16 protein-coding genes and 1 rRNA gene are annotated in these 17,089 nt (G+C 58.5%); 10 read left to right on the top strand and 7 right to left on the bottom strand.

Translation table 11 applies throughout. The features are described 5' to 3' along the window. The 3 genes from ACCD02_RS02290 to ACCD02_RS02280 all read right to left on the bottom strand — a co-directional run. Positions 1-1,130: ribosomal RNA gene (locus tag ACCD02_RS02290) — 16S ribosomal RNA — on the bottom strand; the annotation flags it as partial. A 595-nt stretch (positions 1,131-1,725) separates the two neighbouring features. Then, entirely contained in the window at positions 1,726-2,931 is a 1,206-nt protein-coding gene (locus ACCD02_RS02285) for a CaiB/BaiF CoA transferase family protein (protein WP_413298306.1), read from the bottom strand. Between the two features lie 10 nt (positions 2,932-2,941). Further along, the gene (locus tag ACCD02_RS02280) at positions 2,942-4,123 is read right to left on the bottom strand and encodes an acyl-CoA dehydrogenase (RefSeq protein WP_413298305.1); all 1,182 of its coding nucleotides are present in this window, start codon (positions 4,121-4,123) and stop codon (positions 2,942-2,944) included. Positions 4,124-4,289: 166 nt separating this feature from the next. On the opposite strand from ACCD02_RS02280, the gene ACCD02_RS02275 reads away from it, so the two are divergent. The 10 genes from ACCD02_RS02275 to ACCD02_RS02230 all read left to right on the top strand — a co-directional run bounded on the left by ACCD02_RS02275 (position 4,290) and on the right by ACCD02_RS02230 (position 14,168). Then, positions 4,290-5,192: a LysR family transcriptional regulator gene (locus ACCD02_RS02275; protein ID WP_413298304.1), complete on the top strand. Its 903-nt coding sequence runs from the start codon at positions 4,290-4,292 to the stop codon at positions 5,190-5,192. 429 nt (positions 5,193-5,621) lie between these two features. Then, complete coding sequence (locus tag ACCD02_RS02270; RefSeq protein ID WP_413298303.1) at positions 5,622-6,734, top strand: Re/Si-specific NAD(P)(+) transhydrogenase subunit alpha; 1,113 nt, start codon at positions 5,622-5,624, stop codon at positions 6,732-6,734. A gap of 11 nt (positions 6,735-6,745) precedes the next feature. Beyond that, positions 6,746-7,066, top strand: a complete 321-nt coding sequence (locus ACCD02_RS02265; RefSeq protein ID WP_259100859.1) for an NAD(P) transhydrogenase subunit alpha — start codon at positions 6,746-6,748, stop codon at positions 7,064-7,066. After that, positions 7,066-8,520: an NAD(P)(+) transhydrogenase (Re/Si-specific) subunit beta gene (locus tag ACCD02_RS02260; RefSeq protein ID WP_413298302.1), complete on the top strand. Its 1,455-nt coding sequence runs from the start codon at positions 7,066-7,068 to the stop codon at positions 8,518-8,520. Before ACCD02_RS02265 ends, ACCD02_RS02260 begins: the two co-directional genes overlap by 1 nt. A 182-nt stretch (positions 8,521-8,702) precedes the next feature. Continuing rightward, positions 8,703-10,196: an acetyl-CoA hydrolase/transferase family protein gene (locus tag ACCD02_RS02255; protein ID WP_413298301.1), complete on the top strand. Its 1,494-nt coding sequence runs from the start codon at positions 8,703-8,705 to the stop codon at positions 10,194-10,196. Positions 10,197-10,515: 319 nt separating this feature from the next. Beyond that, the gene (locus tag ACCD02_RS02250) at positions 10,516-10,731 is read left to right on the top strand and encodes a DUF1127 domain-containing protein (protein WP_413298300.1); all 216 of its coding nucleotides are present in this window, start codon (positions 10,516-10,518) and stop codon (positions 10,729-10,731) included. Positions 10,732-11,145: 414 nt separating this feature from the next. After that, positions 11,146-11,463 (top strand): DUF2388 domain-containing protein, encoded by a 318-nt coding sequence (locus ACCD02_RS02245; protein WP_413298299.1) that lies wholly within the window; start codon positions 11,146-11,148, stop codon positions 11,461-11,463. A gap of 84 nt (positions 11,464-11,547) precedes the next feature. After that, entirely contained in the window at positions 11,548-11,853 is a 306-nt protein-coding gene (locus ACCD02_RS02240; protein WP_413298298.1) for a DUF2388 domain-containing protein, read from the top strand. 36 nt (positions 11,854-11,889) lie between these two features. Beyond that, positions 11,890-12,213 carry a DUF2388 domain-containing protein gene (locus ACCD02_RS02235; protein WP_413298297.1) on the top strand — a complete coding sequence of 108 codons (324 nt, stop codon included), beginning with the start codon at positions 11,890-11,892 and terminating at the stop codon, positions 12,211-12,213. Then, positions 12,210-14,168, top strand: a complete 1,959-nt coding sequence (locus tag ACCD02_RS02230; RefSeq protein ID WP_413298296.1) for a DUF4105 domain-containing protein — start codon at positions 12,210-12,212, stop codon at positions 14,166-14,168. The genes ACCD02_RS02235 and ACCD02_RS02230 overlap by 4 nt, the downstream gene beginning before the upstream one ends. A 4-nt stretch (positions 14,169-14,172) precedes the next feature. Here the strand turns inward: ACCD02_RS02230 and ACCD02_RS02225 are convergent, their stop codons facing one another. The 4 genes from ACCD02_RS02225 to ACCD02_RS02210 form a co-directional block, all read right to left on the bottom strand. Next, on the bottom strand, positions 14,173-14,556 hold the full coding sequence (locus ACCD02_RS02225) for a helicase (protein WP_413298295.1): 384 nt from the start codon (positions 14,554-14,556) through the stop codon (positions 14,173-14,175). A gap of 205 nt (positions 14,557-14,761) precedes the next feature. Beyond that, positions 14,762-15,202 carry a hypothetical protein gene (locus tag ACCD02_RS02220; protein WP_413298294.1) on the bottom strand — a complete coding sequence of 147 codons (441 nt, stop codon included), beginning with the start codon at positions 15,200-15,202 and terminating at the stop codon, positions 14,762-14,764. A gap of 248 nt (positions 15,203-15,450) precedes the next feature. Continuing rightward, complete coding sequence (locus ACCD02_RS02215; RefSeq protein WP_003213368.1) at positions 15,451-15,726, bottom strand: HU family DNA-binding protein; 276 nt, start codon at positions 15,724-15,726, stop codon at positions 15,451-15,453. 188 nt (positions 15,727-15,914) lie between these two features. Continuing rightward, entirely contained in the window at positions 15,915-17,063 is a 1,149-nt protein-coding gene (locus ACCD02_RS02210) for an NAD(P)/FAD-dependent oxidoreductase (protein WP_413298293.1), read from the bottom strand. Between the last annotated feature and the right edge of the window lie 26 nt (positions 17,064-17,089).

Raw genomic sequence — 17,089 nt, 5'->3', positions numbered from 1 at the left:
ACGTGCTGGTAACTAAGGACAAGGGTTGCGCTCGTTACGGGACTTAACCCAACATCTCACGACACGAGCTGACGACAGCCATGCAGCACCTGTCTCAATGTTCCCGAAGGCACCAATCCATCTCTGGAAAGTTCATTGGATGTCAAGGCCTGGTAAGGTTCTTCGCGTTGCTTCGAATTAAACCACATGCTCCACCGCTTGTGCGGGCCCCCGTCAATTCATTTGAGTTTTAACCTTGCGGCCGTACTCCCCAGGCGGTCAACTTAATGCGTTAGCTGCGCCACTAAAATCTCAAGGATTCCAACGGCTAGTTGACATCGTTTACGGCGTGGACTACCAGGGTATCTAATCCTGTTTGCTCCCCACGCTTTCGCACCTCAGTGTCAGTATGAGCCCAGGTGGTCGCCTTCGCCACTGGTGTTCCTTCCTATATCTACGCATTTCACCGCTACACAGGAAATTCCACCACCCTCTGCCCTACTCTAGCTTGCCAGTTTTGGATGCAGTTCCCAGGTTGAGCCCGGGGATTTCACATCCAACTTAACAAACCACCTACGCGCGCTTTACGCCCAGTAATTCCGATTAACGCTTGCACCCTCTGTATTACCGCGGCTGCTGGCACAGAGTTAGCCGGTGCTTATTCTGTCGGTAACGTCAAAACACTAACGTATTAGGTTAATGCCCTTCCTCCCAACTTAAAGTGCTTTACAATCCGAAGACCTTCTTCACACACGCGGCATGGCTGGATCAGGCTTTCGCCCATTGTCCAATATTCCCCACTGCTGCCTCCCGTAGGAGTCTGGACCGTGTCTCAGTTCCAGTGTGACTGATCATCCTCTCAGACCAGTTACGGATCGTCGCCTTGGTGAGCCATTACCTCACCAACTAGCTAATCCGACCTAGGCTCATCTATTAGCGCAAGGCCCGAAGGTCCCCTGCTTTCTCCCGTAGGACGTATGCGGTATTAGCGTTCCTTTCGAAACGTTGTCCCCCACTAATAGGCAGATTCCTAGGCATTACTCACCCGTCCGCCGCTGAATCAGGGAGCAAGCTCCCTTCATCCGCTCGACTTGCATGTGTTAGGCCTGCCGCCAGCGTTCAATCTGAGCCATGATCAAACTCTTCAGTTCAATACTGCAATCGGGTTTTGAGAAAACCCTATAAACTTGGCTCAGCAATCGTTGGTTAAACCATGATTTCTCGTGGAGTAACTTGCGATGCTGATAATCAGTTGACTTCAGTCTTACAGCGCAAGCACCCACACGAATTGCTTGATTCAGTTGTTAAAGAGCGGTTGGTTGATTCTTTCGTCTCAACCGAGGCGCGCATTCTACAGCGTCCTCTGTATCTGTCAAGCGGTTATTTTCAAAAGTTTTCAAAGTTTCCTTTGCAACTTCAACCACTTGCGCTTCGCTTGACTTGGCGTCTCACGTTAGCGGGAGGCGAATTCTACAGCGTTACAACCTGCTGTCAACCGCCTTTTTCACCGCTTCCGAATTCACCTTGAAAACCGAAACCCTTCCTCGCTGCTTACTTCGGTTAACTGCTTGATTCTCAAGAAGTTTTCCGTTTCGTCTGCGCCGGAAGTGGGGCGAATTATAGATAGATTCTGAGGGGCGTCAAGCAGTTATTTCAGAAAAGTTACGGACTGCGAGCTGCGAGCCTCGAGCGAGGCCGGAGCACCCATTATCTGCTCCTGGCTCGCAGCCCGTAGCTGCTCTTCTTCTATAGCACCCCAGCCTCACGCAGCCGAACGACATCCTCGTCCCCCAGCCCCAACACCCGCTGCAGCACTACCCCGGTATGCTCACCTAATAAAGGTGGGGCCATGCGGTATTCGACGGGCGTCTCGGAGAGGCGAATGGGACTCGCCACCTGAGGCAGGCTCCCTGCCAGCGAGTGAGGCATGGTCACGGCCAGACCGCGAGCCAGTACCTGCGGATCAGCGAATACCTGGGCCAGGTCATTTATCGGCCCGCAAGGCACGCCGGCCCGCTCCAGCTCGGTCACCCATTGAGCCGTTGTCTTGAATACCGTCGCCTGGCGAATCAGCGGGATCAGTTCCGCACGGTTGGCCACTCGCAGCTTATTAGTAAGGAAGCGCGGATCGTCTGCCCACTGCGGCTGCCCGGCCACCTCGGCAAACTTTCTGAACTGGCTGTCATTGCCCACCGTCAGGATGAAGTCACCATCCGCCGTCGGAAAGTCCTGGTAGGGCACTATATTAGGATGGGCGTTACCCAGGCGGCGCGGCGCCACCCCAGTGGTGAGGTAGTTCATCGCCTGGTTCGCCAGACAAGCCACTTGCACATCCAGCAGCGCCATATCGATATGCTGGCCGGAACCACCCTGATCGCGATGAGCCAGTGCCGCGAGAATGGCCGTGGTCGAATACAGCCCGGTCAGAATGTCGGTCAGCGCCACGCCCACTTTCACCGGTCCGGCGCCCTCTTCACCCTCAGGGCGACCGGTCAGGCTCATCAGCCCGCCCAGCCCCTGGATCATGAAGTCATAGCCAGCGCGCTTGGCGTAAGGCCCGAACTGGCCGAAACCGGTGATGGAGCAATAGATAAGACGCGGGTTGATCGCCTTCAGCGACTCGTAGTCCAGGCCATAAGCTGCCAGCCCGCCTACCTTGAAGTTCTCTATAAGGATGTCTGACCTTGCCGCCAGCTCCCGCACCAGCTTCTGTCCTTCCGGCTGGGTGAAGTCGATGGTCACCGACTGCTTGTTGCGATTGGCCGACAGGTAGTAAGCCGCCTCGGAGGTGTCCTTGAGGAAGGGCGGCCCCCAGGCACGGGTGTCGTCACCATTGCCCGGGCGCTCGATCTTGATCACATCGGCCCCCAGGTCAGCGAGGATTTGCCCCGACCAGGGACCGGCCAGCACCCGGGACAGGTCCAGCACCCGTAGATGAGAAAGCGCGCCCATGACTCTCTCCTTAATAGAAGGCCTGAATACCGGTCTGTGCACGCCCAAGGATCAGGGCATGAACGTCATGCGTGCCTTCATAGGTATTGACCACTTCCAGGTTGACCAGATGGCGAGCGATACCAAACTCATCGGAGATGCCATTACCGCCAAGCATGTCCCGAGCCATCCGGGCGATATCCAGAGACTTGCCGCAGGAGTTGCGCTTCATGATCGAGGTAATCTCCACCGCCGCAGTGCCCTCATCCTTCATGCGCCCCAGACGCAGGCAACCTTGCAGCGCCAGGGTGATCTCGGTCTGCATATCGGCCAGCTTTTTCTGGATCAGTTGGTTGGCGGCCAGAGGGCGACCGAACTGCTGACGATCGAGGGTGTATTGCCGAGCAGTGTGCCAGCAGAACTCCGCAGCACCCAGGGCACCCCAGGAGATGCCATAGCGTGCCGAGTTCAGGCAGGTAAACGGGCCTTTGAGACCACGCACATCCGGGAAGATGTTCTCTTCCGGCACAAAGACGTTATCCATGACGATCTCGCCGGTGATCGATGCCCGCAGGCCGACCTTGCCGTGGATCGCCGGTGCACTCAGGCCCGCCCAGCCTTTTTCCAGAACGAAACCGCGAATGTCGCCAGCGTCGTCCTTGCCCCAGACCACGAAGACATCAGCGATCGGGCTGTTGGTGATCCACATCTTGCTGCCCGACAGGCGATAACCACCTTCGACTTTCTTTGCCCGGGTAATCATCGCGCCCGGATCGGAACCGTGGTTGGGCTCGGTCAAGCCAAAGCAGCCAATCCATTCGCCGGATGCCAGCTTGGGCAGGTACTTCTGCTTCTGTGCTTCAGTACCGAACTCATTGATCGGCACCATGACCAGGGAGGACTGCACACTCATCATCGAGCGATAGCCGGAGTCGACTCGTTCGACCTCACGGGCAATCAAGCCATAGCAGACATAGTTAAGGCCGCTGCCGCCGTAGGCTTCGGGAATGGTCGCGCCCAGCAGGCCGACATCGCCCATCTCGCGAAAGATCGCCGGGTCGGTACGCTCATGGCGGAAAGCCTCGAGCACACGTGGAGCCAGCTTGTCCCGGGCGAACTGTTCGGCGCTGTCGCGAACCATGCGCTCCTCTTCAGTGAGCTGTTGATCCAGCAACAGCGGGTCGATCCAGTTGAAGCTAGCCTTGGCAGCCATGAGTCACTCCTTGGTCAGGGAACGCAGTAAGGAAATATCGAGTGCCTTGATCCTAGACCCGCGTGGCACCTTCGACAAACGAGGATTTCGCATAGTCTTGTGCTAATTTCTCACTCCGTGGACCTTAAATGACCTAAATGGCCACGTATTAGTGAGATCCTCGTACATGCGCCGAAAAATCCCCAGCACCGCCGCCCTGATCAGCTTCGAAGCCGCCGCCCGCCACGAGAGCTTTACCAAGGCTGCCCAAGAACTCTCCCTGACCCAGAGCGCCATCTGCCGACAGATCGGCAGCCTTGAAGAGTTCCTGAATGTCGAACTGTTCCGACGCTCCAAGCGTGGAGTGAAGCTGACCGAAGCAGGTCTTTCCTACAGCCGCCGTGTAGCGCAGCAGCTTGACGCCGTCGAGCGCGATACTTTGTCGGTAATGGGCCAACAGGGCGCCAATGTCATCGAACTGGCCCTTGTACCGACCTTCGGTACGCAATGGCTGCTGCCCCGGCTCAAGGACTTCCAGCAACGCCATCCGGAAGTGACGGTCAACCTGACCAACCGCACTCGTCCCTTCCTGTTCGCCGATACCAACTTTGATGCCGCCATCTACTTTGGCGACGCCGACTGGTCCGGTACCGCAGCACATCGCCTGATGAGCGAGAACCCGCTGCCGGTTTGCAGCCCGGCGCTGATGGGCCACCACAAACAACTGACGGCCGAGCAGATAGCCGAGCTGCCGCTGCTGCAGCAGACCACCCGTCCCTACGCCTGGCGCCAGTGGTTTAATGACGGAGGCCTTAACGTGCCACGAGACATGACCGGCCCGCGCTACGAGCTGTTCTCGATGCTGGCCCAGGCCGCCATGCATGAAATGGGTATCGCCCTTATCCCGCCGTTCCTGATTCAGCGGGAGCTGGCCGAGAAGCGCCTGGTAGTTGCCAATCCCCACGCTCTTTCCAGCCCCAAGGCGTATTACCTGATGATTCCGGAGCGCAAGGTCGAATCCGCTTCGCTGCGGGCGTTTCGGGACTGGCTGGTGGAACAGTCCAACGCCTACGAACTGCCACTGCACTAAAGACCCATGAATGTAGTGGATATAGCAAAATGCCTACAGATATAACTATTTGTCGCCTGTAGGACACTGTATAGACAAGCTGAAAAAATCCTGAAAATAGCGCTGTAAGCCATATGATTCGATGGCTTCAGGATTCACATGGCTTATTCGGCTAATCTATTTCAAAAAAACCTCATTTCACTACCCATTCGCTACAGGCCTTGAATATAGAGGCCTGCAGCCAACACGGGCGACAATCTGTCGCAGGGAAATATGTAGTTAAATTAAAACCCTCTTACAGAACCTATTGAAGCCCCCTGTTATCGCCTGCAAAATGCCGCGCCCCGCCCTGATTACGCGGGGTCGTGCTGATCGGCCGCTACGGATGCCCACTGCTCCGTAGCCATGGTCTATTCAATAAAGACAAGAAGATCGCGCAGGAGATTTAACGTGCACATCGGTGTCCCTCTCGAAACCCACATAGGTGAGTCGCGGGTTGCTGCAACCCCGGAAACCATCAAGAAACTGGTCGGCCAAGGCCATCGGGTCACGGTACAGAGCGGAGCCGGCATCGGCGCAAGCATTACCGACAGTGCCTATGAAGCCGCAGGCGCCAGTATTGGTGATGCATTTTCCGCCGAGCTGATCCTCAAGGTCGCGGCCCCCAGCGACACCGAACTGGCACAGATCAACAACGGCACAGTTGTTGTCGGCATGCTCAATCCATTCAATAACGAGGGGCTGGCAAAGATGGCCGAGCGCGGCATAACCGCGTTCGCCCTTGAAGCCGCACCGCGCACATCCCGCGCGCAGAGCCTCGATGTACTGTCCTCGCAAGCCAACATCGCCGGATACAAGGCGGTACTGCTGGGCGCTCATCACTACCCCCGCTTCATGCCGATGCTGATGACCGCAGCAGGCACCGTCAAAGCGGCCCGCGTGCTGGTACTGGGCGCAGGCGTTGCCGGTTTGCAGGCCATTGCGACCGCCAAGCGCCTGGGCGCCGTGGTAGAGGCGTCTGACGTGCGTCCGGCGGTCAAGGAGCAGATCGAGTCCCTCGGCGCCAAGTTCATCGACGTGCCTTACGAGACCGACGAAGAACGTGAATGCGCGGTCGGCGTCGGCGGCTATGCCCGACCGATGCCTGCCAGCTGGATGCAACGCCAGGCAGTCGCCGTGCACGAGCGCGCCAGACAATCGGACATCGTCATCACCACCGCCCTGATTCCAGGCCGCAAGGCACCGGTACTGCTGAGTGCCGAGACCGTCGCGCAGATGAAACCCGGTTCCGTGGTCATCGACCTGGCTGCGGCCCAAGGTGGCAACTGCCCGTTGACCGTGGCGGATCAGGTGGTGGTCGAGAACGGCGTGACCATCGTCGGGCATACCAATTTGCCCGCTCTGGTCGCGGCGGACGCCTCGGCGCTGTACGCCCGTAACCTGCTGGACTTCATGAAGCTGGTCTTCACCAAGGAAGGCCAGTTCGAGATCAACCTCGAAGACGACATCGTCGCCGCGTGCCTGATGTGCCGCGACGGCCAAGTCATCCGCAAGAACGGCTGAGGATAAAAATAATGGAAGAGCTCATCTCCCCCGGGGTCTACAACCTGATCATCTTCGTGCTGGCCATTTATGTCGGCTATCACGTGGTCTGGAACGTCACGCCCGCCTTGCACACCCCGTTGATGGCCGTAACCAACGCCATCTCCGCCATTGTCATCGTCGGCGCCATGCTGGCTGCAGCCCTGACGGTTACGCCCCTTGGCAAGACCATGGGCACCCTGGCCGTGGCTTTGGCGGCGGTCAACGTGTTCGGTGGCTTTTTGGTCACCCGGCGCATGCTGGAAATGTTCAAAAAGAAAGCCCCCAAAGCAAAAGAAGAGGCGGCCAAATAATGAGCATGAACCTCGTCACCCTGTTGTACCTGGTTTCGGCCATCTGTTTTATTCAGGCACTCAAGGGGCTCTCGCACCCGACCACTTCGCGGCGCGGCAACCTGTTCGGCATGCTCGGCATGGGTCTGGCCGTGGTCACCACCATCGGCCTGGTGTTCAAGCTGGCGGCGCTGTCGACAGTGGAAGGCACCAGCGCGGGCATCGGTTACATCATCATCGGCCTGCTGGTCGGTGGTACGGCTGGCTCGATCATGGCCAAGCGCGTGGAAATGACCAAGATGCCGGAACTGGTCGCCTTCATGCACAGCATGATCGGCCTGGCAGCGGTGTTCATTGCCATTGCCGCCGTGGTCGAACCGCAGTCGCTGAATATCGTGAAGAACCTCGGCGATGCCATCCCGGCCGGCAACCGTCTGGAATTGTTCCTCGGCGCTGCGATTGGTGCGGTGACCTTCTCCGGCTCGGTGATCGCTTTCGGCAAGCTGTCAGGCAAGTACAAATTCCGCCTGTTTCAGGGCGCACCGGTACAGTTCGCCGGGCAGCACAAGCTGAACCTGATCCTTGGTCTGGCTACGCTGTTCTTCGGCCTGACCTTCATGTTCACCGGCAGCCTCAACGCCTTCGCCATCATGCTGGCCCTGGCCTTCGTCATCGGTGTACTGCTGATCATCCCGATTGGCGGTGCCGACATGCCGGTGGTGGTGTCGATGCTCAACAGTTATTCGGGCTGGGCAGCGGCAGGTATCGGCTTCTCGCTGAACAACTCGATGCTGATCATTGCCGGCTCCCTGGTGGGCTCTTCGGGTGCGATTCTGTCCTACATCATGTGCAAGGCCATGAACCGCTCGTTCTTCAATGTGATCGGCGGCGGTTTCGGCGGTGCAACGGACGCGGCAGGGCCAGCAGGCTCGCAAGAAGCCCGACCGGTCAAATCCGGTTCGGCTGACGACGCCACCTTCCTGCTGACCAACGCCGATACCGTGATCATTGTGCCGGGTTACGGCCTGGCGGTAGCACGGGCGCAGCACGCACTCAAAGAGCTGACCGAGAAGCTGATCCATCACGGTGTCACGGTGAAATACGCGATCCATCCGGTCGCCGGGCGTATGCCGGGCCATATGAACGTCCTGCTGGCCGAGGCAGAAGTGCCTTACGATCAGGTGTTCGAGATGGAGGACATCAACTCCGAGTTCGGTCAGGCCGATGTGGTGCTGGTACTGGGCGCCAACGATGTGGTCAACCCGGCGGCGAAGAACGATCCCAAGTCGCCGATTGCCGGGATGCCGATCCTCGAAGCTTTCAAGGCCAAGACCATCATCGTCAACAAGCGCTCCATGGCCAGTGGTTATGCCGGCCTGGATAACGAACTGTTCTACCTCGACAAAACCATGATGGTGTTCGGAGACGCCAAAAAGGTGATCGAGGACATGGTTAAGGCGGTCGAGAACACATAGTCTTCACTCGCCTTAAAAGAAGCCCCAGCGCGGTGATCCGGTTGGGGCTTTTTACATTTCGCGTAATAGTGTTTTACGCCAAAAACCGCCAATTAGAGCCTCCAAATGCGACCTTGGTAGCGGGACGAAATACATCCAAAACTCTAGACTGAGCCCTCGCTTTCACCTTCCGAGATATCTCCATGTACCGTGATCGTATTCGCTTGCCTTCGCTCATGAGCAAGATCATGAGTGCGGCCGACGCCGCCGCCCTGATTGAAGACGGCATGACCGTCGGCATGAGCGGCTTCACCCGCGCTGGCGAAGCCAAAGCCGTACCTCATGCATTGGCCGAAAGAGCCAGGCAGCATCCGCTGAAAATCAGCCTGATGACCGGCGCCAGCCTGGGTAATGACCTGGACAAGCAGCTGACCGAATCGGGCGTACTGTCCCGGCGCATGCCGTTCCAGGTCGACAGCACCCTGCGCAAGGCCATCAACGATGGCAGCGTGATGTTCATCGACCAGCATCTGTCCGATACCGTCGAACAGCTGCGTAACCGTCAGATCAAGGCCGTCGACCTGGCGGTGATCGAGTGCGTGGCGATCACCGAAGAAGGTCACCTCGTGCTAAGTACCTCGGTCGGTAACTCGGCCAGCTTCGCCATCCTGGCCAAACAGGTGATCGTCGAGATCAACCTCGCTCAACCACTGGAGCTGGAAGGCCTGCACGACATTTATATCCCCAGCTATCGTCCGACCCGCCTGCCGATCCCGGTGCTTAAGGCCGACTCGCGCATTGGCAGTACGGCAGTAAAAATCGATCCGGCGAAGATCGTCGGCATCGTCATCAGCAATCAGCCGGACTCGCACTCGACGATCCTGCCACCAGACGATGAAACCCAGGCGATCGCCAATCACCTGGTGGAGTTCTTCAAGAAGGAAGTGCGCGAAGATCGCCTGACCAACCAGTTGATGCCGCTGCAGGCCGGTATCGGCACCATCGCCAACGCAGTAATGCATGGCTTGCTCGATTCGCCGTTCCACGACATGACCATGTATTCGGAAGTGTTGCAGGATTCGACCTTCGACCTGTTTGACGCTGGCAAGCTGAGCTTTGCTTCCGGCAGCTCCATGACCCTGTCCGCCGCCAAGCACGATCAGGTCTTCGCCGACTTCGGCCGCTACAAGTCGCGCCTGGTGCTGCGCCCGCAGGAGATCTCCAACCACCCGGAAGTGATCCGCCGCCTGGGCATCATCGGCATCAACACCGCGCTGGAGTTCGATCTGTACGGCAACGTCAACTCCACCCACGTGTGCGGCACGCGGATGATGAATGGCATCGGCGGCTCCGGCGACTTCGCCCGCAACGCGCACCTGGCAATCTTCGTCACCAAGTCCATCGCCAAGGGCGGCGCCATCTCCAGCGTGGTGCCCATGGTCAGCCACGTGGACCATACCGAGCATGACGTCGACATCCTCGTCACCGAACAGGGGCTGGCCGACCTGCGTGGTCTGGCACCCCGTGAGCGTGCCCGGGTGATTATCGACAACTGTGTGCACCCGGATTACCGCGAAGCGCTCAATGCCTATTTCACCGCCGCATGCGCCAAGGGCGGACATACCCCGCACGTACTGCGCGATGCACTCAGTTGGCACTTCAACCTGGAAGAAACCGGGCGAATGCTACCGCGCTAAAAGCAACAGTTGGCAAAGGGCTACGATTTTCGTGGCCCTTTTTTTAATTGTGTTTTGCGAGCGGGCCAAAACTGTACTGCTGTACCGGTTGTTTTTGGGGGCCAAATCGAGGTTTTCACCATTTTCGCGCACAAAACGCACCAATAAGGTGCCAACCAGTACAGTTGCCCCATTTCCGAACAAAACAGTGCCGTTATACAGTTAACTGAACCCTCACAATACAGTTGAACTGTGTCTGTAGGGACTAGGCAAACAGGAGGAATATGGGCACCAGTTAAATCACTATCTAATCCCGCCACAAGCGGAAGGAAGAAGCACCATGGAACGCACAATCAGTTCCGACATGTTCTACGACAACACCGCTCCACAAGCTAAAGCTGCATGGCCTCTGCGCGCTTTCGCCAACCTGATGCTCTGGCAGCGTCGTCTCTCCAGCCGCCACCAACTGGCTCGTCTGGATGCACGTCTGCTGGCTGACGCCGGTATCAGCGAATCGCAGCGTTACGAAGAGCTGAGCAAGCCGTTCTGGCGCTGATATAGCGCTCGCTGGTCCCTGACCCAAGGGTCTCTCGCCAGCAACCCGAATTGTGCAAACAAAACCCGTCGCAGGTGACTGCTGACGGGTTTTGTCGTTTTGGGGAACGGAATTTGTTAAAGCCCGAAGAAAGTGATTAACCAATACAGATATGAATTTATTACGAATAACGAAAACTGTTTTTTCAGGTTTTACGCAGATCACGCAGGAGTCGTCTTACTGGCGGTTGCGGAATAGCGGGCAATGAATGTGTTACCTGATATGACGCGAACGCCGCTCAGCGCGCACCTACAGGTTCTGTATGCTGCATCGAGATAGCAGCCGACGCACTGCTGAGATAGGCTACGCGCACTCTGGTCATTACGGCGGCAGAGCCGCCACTCATTCAACTGTACTACCTGATGGAGTTCACCCATGAACCGTCTCCGCCTGCTGGGCGCTGCAACTCTCCTGGCTCTCGCCACCGGCGCAAATGCCTCCAGCTTCCTGGTGACCACCGATGCCCTGGTCGGCGCCTTCGACGCTTCGACCAACGCGACGTCTGATGTGTCGTCTTCATTCCATGACGACAAGATCGTGCGCGCCGCCCGTGATGACGCCGCCAGCTTCGTTGCCAGTGCCGGTGAGATCCGTGGCGTACAACTGGAAAATGCCTTCCAGCACATCCGTGAAACCCTGCCGCAACTGCAAGCCAGCGATGTCCAACTGGCCCAGGCTATCCTGACCATCTGAGGCTACATGACAAATTGTGTCCGGGCTGGCTCTGGCCCGGGCATTGCGCTAGCCTTGCGACTCGTTTTGCAACGTTGATAGCCCATGCGTTTATTGCCTCTCTCGTTTCTCGCAAGCGCCGCGGGCCTGCTGTTCACCGCGCAGGCCTCGGCATTCGATACAACGACACAAGGCGTGGTCATCAGTGGCTATGTCACCAGTCAGGTAACGACTGCGCCCTTTGACAGAAAACTCATACTTGCCGCCCAGGATGATGCAGCAGCGTTTGTCGCCACTGATGGCCAACTGCGAGGAGCACAGCTTGAGTCAGCCCTGATTCAGCTACGCCAAAGATTGCAAAATCTTCATGCCAGCGACCTTGAACTGGCGCAGGCAATCCTCGTCCAATAGTCACTTTTAGTATCTTGCGCATCCTGGAGATGTTTCATGCGGACCCCGTTGATCGCTGCCACCACACTCGGCCTTATGTTGTTGGCCGGTGTGGCAGAAGCCCAGACCGTAAAAGCCACCAGTAACATCGTTGTTCGCGCTTTTGGCCGCAGCATTGATTTCACTTCGGACACCACCACCTCGATCCGTGATTCCAAAGTCGTCCTGCAGGCCAAGGACGATGCCGCCAGCTACGTCGCCAGTGGCGGCGATATTCATGGCGCGCAACTCGATGCGGCTTTCGACACCCTGCGCGCCCGCCTGCCGGAAGCCCGCACCGCCAGTGATCAGGATCTCGCCGAAGCCATCCTCGCACTGTGAAATATCTCGGCGCATGGCTGCTGGCCACAGCCTTGTCGCTCTTCGGCGGCCAGGCCTGCGCCAGCCTGAGTCTGTCACTGATGACCGACGGCCTCAGCGTCGACGAACAGAAAGCCAGCCAGACCCTGCTCGACCAGGCTCTGCTGGCCCTGCCCCCACGCTTCGTGCAACAGCTGGACCGCAAGGTCGAAGTGCGCTGGGACGACGGTATGCAGGCCAACGCCTATGGCGAGGCCGTTGGCCCTTATCGCCTGCAGTTGAACAAAAGCCTGCTGCCCTCCCTGGTTGACGGCAGCGCAGCGACCACCCAGACCCATCGCCCCCACGGCACCGTGCGCCAAGAGCTGCTGGCCACGGTGCTGCACGAGTTGACCCATATCTACGACCGCTCACGCCTTTGGTCAGATGACGAGCGCTCGCTGATCCTCAAGTGCCAGCGCCAGGGCAACACCCTGGGCAAGATCGGCCTGCCCCAGGACTGCAGGGGCCAGACCGAGCGTCGCTTCACCCTGAGCGATGACCCGCGGCTGCTGGATCTGGCCGGTTGGCCGCAATACGTCGGGCGCCGCGGCGAGCGCGAAGAATTCAATCATCAGGTCGCCCGCAGCCCGGATATCTACGAAACCACCAGCCCGCTGGAGTTTGTCGCGGTCAACATGGAGTACTTCCTGCTTGACCCGGCCTACGCCTGCCGCCGCCCTGCGCTTTATGGCTATTACAAGGCGCACTTCGGCTGGGCTCCGGCGAAGAAAGACGAATGCCCGTCCTTTCTGCCCTATCTGAATGCCGGTAGCGACTTCGGCCGCCAGCCCTTGGGCAAACTCGATCCCGAACGCGTCTACGCGGTCGACTACCTGCTGGCCGAAGCCAATCAGAACTGGGTCAGCCGCTGGGGCCATAGCATGCTGCGCCTGGTCATCTGCAAACCGGGGCGCCCGCGCGGCCCGGACTGCCGCCTGGACCTGGATCAGCATCTGGTGCTGTCCTACCGGGCCTTTGTCGGCGATGTGCAGTTGTCCAGTTGGGACGGCCTCATGGGGGCCTACCCGTCCCGACTGTTCGTGCTGCCCCTGGCCCAGGTCATCGACGAATACACCAAGACCGAACTGCGCAGCCTGGCCTCGGTGCCGCTGAAACTGTCGCGTACGGAGATCGAAGGGCTGGTCCAGCACGCGGCGGAGATGCACTGGAGCTACGACGGCAACTACTACTTCCTGTCGAACAACTGTGCGGTGGAGAACCTCAAGCTGCTGCGCAGCGGCACCCACAACCCGAAACTGGCCGACCTGGACAGCATCCTGCCCAACGGCCTGCTGGAAGTGCTCAAGGGCCGCGGCATGGCAGATACCAGCGTGCTCAACGATCCCCGCGAGGCACTGCGCCTGGGTTATCGCTTCGACTCTTATCGCGACCGCTATCAGGCCATGTTCGAGATATTGAAGAAGTACACACCGGTCAAGCAGACCAGCGTCGAAGACTGGCTGTCACTACCGGCCAGCGAACGCGCGCCCTGGTTTGCCAAGGCCGATCTGCGCACCAGCGCGGCGATGCTGCTATTGGAGCAGGCTGGCCTGCGCAGGCAGCTATTGCTGGCTCAAGATGAAGTCAAACAGCGTTATCTCAGCGCGCGGGAACAGAAAGACGGCAGCGTTTCCAAGGCCACCGGCACGCTGCAGCAGATTCTCGCCAGCAGCGGCTTTCTCAGCCGCCCGGCAGAACTGCTCGACAGCGGCGGCTACGGACTGCCTCAGGCCGGAGAATGGCAGCGCCTGGAAGAGGAAAGCAGTCAGCGCCAGCAACAGCTGCTACGACTGAGCGGCGATCTGGACAAGGAAGTACGCGCCCTGCTCGAACCCGGGCGCGCAGCTGAAATCGCTGCCAGCGAGGCCAATCTCAAACAGCTCGGTGAGCACTTGCGAGCCCTGCACAAGGCCTCAGGCGGCTTGCAGCTGTAAGCCGTCAGTTGGCTTTTTTCGGCTTGCGCGGCTTGAGGTACTTGGTCAAACCCTGGAACCAGATCACCAGGCCGGGATTGCCCTTGATCTGGATATCCTTGTCCTGAATGCCCTGCATGAACGCCAACTGCTTGTTCTTCGCCTGCATCGTGGCAAAGCCGTAGGCGGCGTCCTTGAAGGCGATGGCGAAGCCCGGCTCGGCCACGACGCCCGCCGCACTGCGAATACGCTGGCCACTGACGATGAAATGCCGGGCCACCTTGCCGTCGAGGGTTTGCAACTGGAAGGTCAGCTCCTTGCCCGCCAGCTGTTGCTGGAACGCCGGATTATTGCGACTGGCGCGCGCCATCAACAGGCCCAGCATCCAGAGTAGAAAGCGAAACTTCATGCACACAGCCTCAGCGAGAAATCGATCCGGCAAAATTGGCCGGCGCGGCAGTGTAGCGACAGGTTTACCTTGAAAGCAGCATATTTTCACTGCAAATGGCCGCATTTTAGTGACCGTTCGGTCACCGACCAGATATCAAACGTTCAACTAAAACGCCGCACTCTGGACGAATGCGGCGTTATGCAAGGCAGTGCTTCAAGTCTTATCAGCGAATGCTGGTAATGCTGCCTTTGTTACCGGTGACTTTGACGTCGACTTTCTTGAAGATGAAATAGTCGTCGACGGTCACTTCATAACGCGGTGCAACAATCAGATCAGCGCCGGAGGACTTGACCGCCTTGTAGGCCGCTGCGGCCTTGGTGGTGGAGATTGGATCAGGCAGCAAGGCACCCAGGCCGCCGGCCGCACCACCGCTATAGGCAACGCCGTCAGCGAACTGGCTGTCACCGCCAAAGGTCAGGAAATTGAACAGAATGTTGGTAGACGACTGCCCGGAGATGGCTTCACCCACTTTCACATCAGCTTTCAAATCACTTTTGACCACACCTTCCAGCGGTGCGGTCGGCTGGCTTACGTTGTAGCTGACGCAACCGGTAGTGCTCGCAATTACGGCTGCAAGGGCGGCAGACATCCATAGCTTTTTCATTGGTAATTCCTAAGAGTTCAAGTTCACTGGGGTAAAACAGCGACGGCACTCTAAGGAAATCGACCCAGCATTTCGTTAGGAAAGATCCTGCTTCAGACGTGATTTTTCCTAGTTTTGTGTATGAAATTTCCTATCTACCTACAACCGTTCATCATTTTATAAACAGACATAAAAAACGGGCACCCAACCTTGTTGGTGTGCCCGTCGTTGTTGGCCGTTCGCCCTCCGCAAGGCATCCGGCAACGGTTTTACGGGTTGACGCTGTCTTTGAGTGACTTGCCAGGCTTGAATGCCACGGTATTGCTTGCCTTGATCTTCACTGGCTCACCCGTTTGCGGGTTTTTGCCGGTGCGGGCACCGCGATGACGTTGCAGGAAAGTACCGAAACCGACCAGCGTGACGCTGTCCTTGCGATGCAATGCACCTGTGATCTCTTCGAGAACAGCATTGAGGACGCGATTGGCTTGTTCTTTGGTGAGGTCCGCCTTTTCAGCGATTGCAGCTGCGAGTTCTGGTTTACGCATATGAAGCCTCTTTACGGTTTTTTGTTGTTATGGTCGTACTGCTCGTCGCGAGCAGCGACTAATGTGCCGCAACAGCTCTACGTTGCGGCAGACGGGGATGAGGATGGCATGCCGCAAAGGCCCGCGCCAGTGCGTGCCGCGTGTTTGTGAGAACAAAAACGCGACTTATCCGACAGAATGACCCGTATTCACGCCAGCAAGGGCGGCAGGCTCTTGTTCAGGGCCAGCTTTTCCATGACAGCCGCACCCGTCAGGGCGTAACCCAGCAGATTGCCTTCAGCGTCGTGACACAGCGCCTTGATGTCGGCGCCCTGCCCTTCAACGCTCCACACGCCCTCGGTGCCCCGGGGCGGCGGCGACACTACCAGTGGACAGATCGGCGTCTTCACGGTGATCGGCATCGGCCCGTATTTCACCGATGTCGGCGTACCGGCCAGGGTCTGCGCCAGGGCCCGAGCGCTGCTCATCAGGGGCATCACGTACAACAGATTCAAGCCATCGACCTCGGCACAGTCGCCCAAGGCATAGATATGCTCATGGGAGGTTTTCAACTGACGGTCGACGCTCACCCCGCGACCTGTCTGCAAGCCCGCCGCTGCAGCCAGATCGACACGCGGACGCAGGCCGATGGCCGATACCACCACCTCGCAGGCAATGACCTGGCCATCGGACAAATGCGCTTCCAGGCCCTCGCCGTTGCGCAGCAGGCGCGTCAACACAGGGCCGAGATGAAAACGCGCCCCCAGACCTTCCAGCCCGGCCTGTACGGCAGCAGCGGCAGCCGGATGCAGCAGAGTCGGCATGACTTGCTCGCAGGGTGCTACCAGCTCGACCTCGTAACCGCCGAGGATCAGGTCATTGGCAAACTCGCAGCCAATCAGGCCTGCACCGAGGATCAGCACGCGCTTTTTGCCCGCAGCTGCGGCACGGAAGCGCGCGTAATCTTCCAGGTCATTGATCGGGAAGATTGCCTCCGGGGCATCGCCCTCGACCGGAACCCGCACCGTCTCGGCGCCCCACGCCAGCACCAGATCGCGGTAGTAGACCGCCTCTTCGCCGATCCACAAGCGCTTGTGGCCCGGATCGATGCCGCTGATGCGCGTGTGGGTGCGGATCTCAGCCTTGAGTTGATCCGCCATGGCGCCCGGCTCGGCCATGGTCAGGCCATCGGCTTCCTTGTTCTTGCCGAAACCAGTGGAAAGCATCGGCTTGGAGTAAGAGCGACCATCGTCGGCGGTGATCAGCAACAGCGGCGTCTCGCTGTCGAGCTTGCGAAACTCGCGGGCCAGGTTATAGCCCGCCAGGCCAGTGCCGATGATGACGACAGGTGCACTCATGAAACTCTCCAGAACTTATCAATAAA

This window comes from Pseudomonas sp. Pseusp88 (assembly GCF_047303955.1).
Classification (GTDB): Bacteria; Pseudomonadota; Gammaproteobacteria; order Pseudomonadales; family Pseudomonadaceae; genus Aquipseudomonas.
Note: the sequence above shows the minus strand (reverse complement) of the source record. Positions and strands in the feature narration are given on the sequence as shown.